General features: G+C 61.1%; 3 protein-coding genes. All 3 read right to left on the bottom strand.

Annotation, left to right across the window (positions count from 1 at the left end; all coding sequences use genetic code 11):
* Nucleotides 1–1604: DNA polymerase III subunit gamma/tau (gene dnaX, locus ABX749_RS22720; protein WP_372897998.1), on the bottom strand; the 1604-nt coding region annotated here is incomplete at its 3' end.
* A gap of 241 nt (nt 1605–1845) precedes the next feature.
* Complete coding sequence (locus ABX749_RS22715) at nt 1846–4017, bottom strand: ABC transporter permease subunit/CPBP intramembrane protease (protein WP_372897997.1); 2172 nt, start codon at nt 4015–4017, stop codon at nt 1846–1848.
* A gap of 6 nt (nt 4018–4023) precedes the next feature.
* Nucleotides 4024–4694: ATP-binding cassette domain-containing protein (locus ABX749_RS22710; protein ID WP_372897996.1), on the bottom strand; the 671-nt coding region annotated here is incomplete at its 5' end.

The raw sequence follows: 4694 nt of genomic DNA, 5'->3' as shown, positions 1-4694 counted from the left end.
GCGGTCATCGGCTGAACGCCCTGCAACGCCTTGGCCAGAACTTCTTGAACGTTGGAGACCGACAACTTCATCTTGGGCGACGGCGGCGAGCCCGACGCGGCGGTGTCGGAACGCTGGGGCGACGGGGAGCCGAGAGTGGCGCCCGTGTCGGCGGCACCTGCGGCGGGCTCCGGCGCAGAGGGTGTCGACCCCGATGGTGTCGACCCCGACGGTGTCGGCGCAGCCGATGACGCTGGCGAAACCGTGGCTGGGGAAGCCGCGACCGGGGCCGGCGGGGCAGCGGGGACCGGCGGCGCGGCGGGTGCTGGCGAAGGAGCCGCGGCCGAAGAAGGTGCAGACGAGGAAGACGCCGGCGAGGGCGGAGTCCCCGCGTCTGGCGACGACGGGTCAGCCGTTAGCTTTTTTTTTTGCGGGGTCGCGCGGGCACTGGGCAACGGTTTTCCGCTGCCGGCCGCGGCAGCCAGATCCGCGATGGCTTGCAAATCGGGCAAATTGCAAATCTGAATCACGGTCGATTCCAGCAGCACCCGTCCGTAGACGCTGTGCCGAATCCGAACGAGCGTTTGGTCGATCAACGCCACGACGGCCAGCACGGTTTGCAATCCCCAGGTGTCTCCCAGTTTTTTCAGCTCGCCGTGCATGGAGGCAGCGGTGTGGCGTTGCAGCGTGGCGTCGCAGCCGACGGTCACGGCCATCAGATCGCGAAAGTACCCCAACAGTTGTTCAGCGATCCGCCCGGCATCGACACCGGCATCGATTGCCGCATCCAATTGGGCGAGCGCGGCGGCGGCATCACGCTCGCACATCGCTTGGGCCAGCGTGTGCAGCCGTTCATCGTCGGCGGTTCCCAGCATCGAGTGGACTTGATCGGCCGTCAAATGCCCATCGCTAAAGCTGAGCACTTGCTCGAGCAGCGATTGGCTGTCCCGCATCGAGCCGGCGGCGCGGCGCGCGACCAACTCCAGCGCCGCCTCGTCGGCTTGAGCGTTTTCCGCAGTCACGATCTCTTGCAGTCGTTTGACGATTTTGGAAACCTCGACCGGCGCAAAATCGAAACGTTGACACCGACTCAACACCGTGATCGGCATCTTTTCGGGGTCGGTGGTGCAAAAGATAAACTTCACATGCTCGGGCGGTTCTTCGAGCGTTTTCAGCAGCGCGTTGAACGCCGCCTGAGTCAGCATGTGGACTTCGTCGATGATGTAGATTTTGTACCGCGAGCGGCTGGGTCGGACGCCGACGTTAGCCCGCAGCGAGCGGATTTCGTCGATTCCGCGGTTGCTGGCTCCGTCGATTTCGATGACGTCGATGTCTTCGCCCGAATCGATCGCCTGGGCGACATCGTCATCGTTGTCAAATGTCGCGCTGGGCCCATTGGGATTGTTGAGCGCCTTGGCAAAAATCCGCGCGGTACTGGTTTTTCCGACCCCACGAGCCCCCGTGAACAGGTAGGCGTGCCCGACCCGACCGGTTTCGATCGCGTTGGTCAGCGCCCGGCCGACGTGCTCCTGACCCACCAATTCTTCGAAATTGCGGGGACGATAACGGCGAGCGACAACGACGTACGAGGAGTCATTTGCGGGGACGGGATGGTCGTCAGACATTCGTGATGCAATCGAATTCGAACCGTGCGGGCGTTAATCTGGGCATCCTACACGATATCGGGTGGAAAAGAATCTGGTCAAAAAATGGGGTGGTCAAAAGATGGGGGGCAACAAAGGGGCCCCTGGTTAGTGGATTGTTGTAGCGGTTGCAAGCTCCGATTAAATCCCAACCATCGACCGCGCGGCCAGAAAGCCGAATCTGATTTTTTTTGACCCGCCGATTTTCGACCCGATTTCAGCCTCAGGCTGGGGTGGTTGCTAAATTCGACTCGGCGACCGGCGGCTTGCGAGTCGAAAACCAAACGACGGCCAATCCGGTCAACGTTGTGGTCGACAGCACGATCAGCCAGGATGCCGGCAGATGCATTTGGTTCTCGAATCCTTCGCCCAAAAACGCGATCTTGTCCTGATACTTTGTGGCCAGATTCAGCAGGGCGTTGTGGGTGAAGTGCATCAGGACGCCGGGCCAAACGCTTTGGGTGCGATAGGCGATCCAGCCGAGGATCAGCCCCAGCAGCGTCGTCGGCAGAAATCGCTCGATCAGCAGCATGTTGCCGGTCACGACGTGGAACAGTCCAAAGATGACGGCCGTGGTCACGATCACCCGAGTCGGCGACAGGACCTTACGCAGTGCGGTGAACAGAAAACCGCGGAAGCACAATTCTTCGATCACCGCGGGTGCCAACGCCAACGTCCCCACCAGCAACCACGCCGGAGCGACTTTGAGCGCTTCGACGGTCTGTCGCGTCTTCTCGATCCGATCGACGTCCAGCCCGCCGATGCCCATCTGTTTGGCAAGCACAAACGACTCGTGTGCAAACCCCCACGCTCCCAGCCCGACCAGCAACACGCCGAACAGCGTCAGCGGAGACGGCGTCGCCAGTTGATAACTGGTCGAGAAATTGCAGCGTGCCAGCACAACTGCGGCCAGCGGGATCAGGCCGAAGGTCAACACGAGCGCGATCGCGTTGAGCAACAACACCCAGGTGATCGACAACTCGGGAACGATTCGCATCAGGACATTGCTGACCAGATAATAAATGGGGACCAACAACGCCAACGTCATCGCGGCCGCTTGGGGTGATGGCGTCGGCGTCGACCGCGTCGGTCGTTTCAACATCGCGCCGAAGGATTGTCCGCTGGTACGACTGACCGCATCGCTGCCGAACAGCTTTGATGCGACGGCGATCGCGGCCACGGCATAACCGACGGTGCTGAGGACCGTGATCACCGCCGGGGCGGCTTGCGCCGTGCCTTGCAACACCTCACGTGCCAGTAAGACGATATTGATCAACGGGGCAATCGCCAGCGGACCGTTCAGCGTCACGCCGGGCATCAACGACAACATTCCCGGAGTCAACGACAGCAGCATCACGGGGATCAAGTACGCCTGGGCTTCTTTGAACGACCGCGCGAAACTGGTCAACGACAGCAGCACGGCCGCAAAGAATCCACTGAAGAGCACCAGCAAGCCCAGGATTTGCAGCACAGCCAGCCACGGAAACGCGTCTTCACCGCCGGTCAGCAGCGGCAACAAACGGCCGGCCCACAGCGTCGTGAACATGGCCAGCAAGTTCGCCATCGCGGTGAGCAAGGCGACGACGACGACCGCCACATATTTTGAGAACAAGATGTATGAGCGTGGCACCGGCGATGCCATCAGCGATTCCATCGTCCCCCGTTCCCGCTCGCCGGCCGTCAAATCGATCGCCGGGTAAACCGCACCGGTGATCGTCATCAGCACCAACACGAGCGGCACGATCGTGCCCAACATCGACGGCTTTTCGGCGACCCCGATGTTCTCAACGGACACGTCCGTCGGTGGCGTGTAGTCGCTCAACTGTGACGCGGCGAGCGCCTCGGCACGCGCCAATCGCAACCAATGCAACCGCTCGGTCAAGATACGTTGGGCTCCCTGGCTGGCCGGATCACCGTTGAACGCCGTCAATCGCAATCGCGGCGGATTTCCCAGTTCGATACGGGCGGCCAAATCAATCTTTTTCTCTTGAAGCGCTTGCTTGGGATTGAGTCCGACGGACGTGGTGTTGACCACACGAAACGTGGCGAGGTTCCCCTTGCTGGCCTTCAAGATCGCTGCGGGCGGCTGGCTCATCGGATCTTCCAGCCACGCCAGCAACAGCGATCCTTCGTCGTCGGTTTCGACGCCGATCGTGTACGGCGTCTGCTCGGACGTTCCCGCCGTCGACGAAACCAAGAAACGATTCAGCGCCATGCTCAATAACGGATAGACCAGCAGTGGCATCATGACCAGCGTGATGATCGTCCGCCGATCGCGCATCGTCTCGCGAAGTTCCTTTTGACACATCCGCACGAGCCGATTGCCGGGTTGGTGCTTCTGCCGGCGTGGGCGGTGTTGCGTCGTCGCGCTGCGAGTTTGGGGGTCGTTTGACACGCTCGGCTAATTCCTGATCAAGTCCACGAAGATGTCCACCAACGATGCCTGGCCGGTCTGTTCCTTTAACTCGTTGAGCGTGCCACAGTATTTCAGTTTGCCGGCGTGCAACAAACCGAACCGATCACACAACCGTTCCGCTTCGTCCAATCGATGCGTGCACACGACGACGGCTTTGCCACCGCGACGCAGAATATCGATGTAATCAAAAATCGTTTGGACGCCGACGACATCCAACCCGCGCGTCGGTTCATCGAGCAGCATCACCGGCGGGTCGTGAATCAGCCCGCGGACCAGCGTGACCCGTTGCCGCTGCCCCGTGCTGAGTTCACCGGCACGCCGATCCAGCAGGTGCTTGATATCCATCATGTCCGCCAGGCTTTCACAGCGTTGTTCGGCCAGCGTCGCATCGACGGCGTACAGATCGGCGAAGTACAGCAGCATCTCACGGACCGTCAACCACGGATAAACCCCGTCGCTGGCCGAGACGAAACCGAGCCGGCTTTTGACGGCCATCGGATCGGTCGCCGTGCGAACCCCATCGACTTCCGCATAACCCGAATCGGGCTCCAGCAATCCCAGGATCATCCGCATCGTGGTCGTCTTGCCGGCCCCGTTGGGCCCCAGCAGTCCGAAAACCTCTCCCGGCGAAATACGAAACGAAACGTCGTCGACGG

Origin of the sequence: Stieleria sp., from assembly GCF_041595215.1 — a bacterium.
Lineage (GTDB): Bacteria > Planctomycetota > Planctomycetia > Pirellulales > Pirellulaceae > Stieleria > Stieleria magnilauensis.
This window is presented reverse-complemented; position numbering and strand designations above follow the sequence as displayed.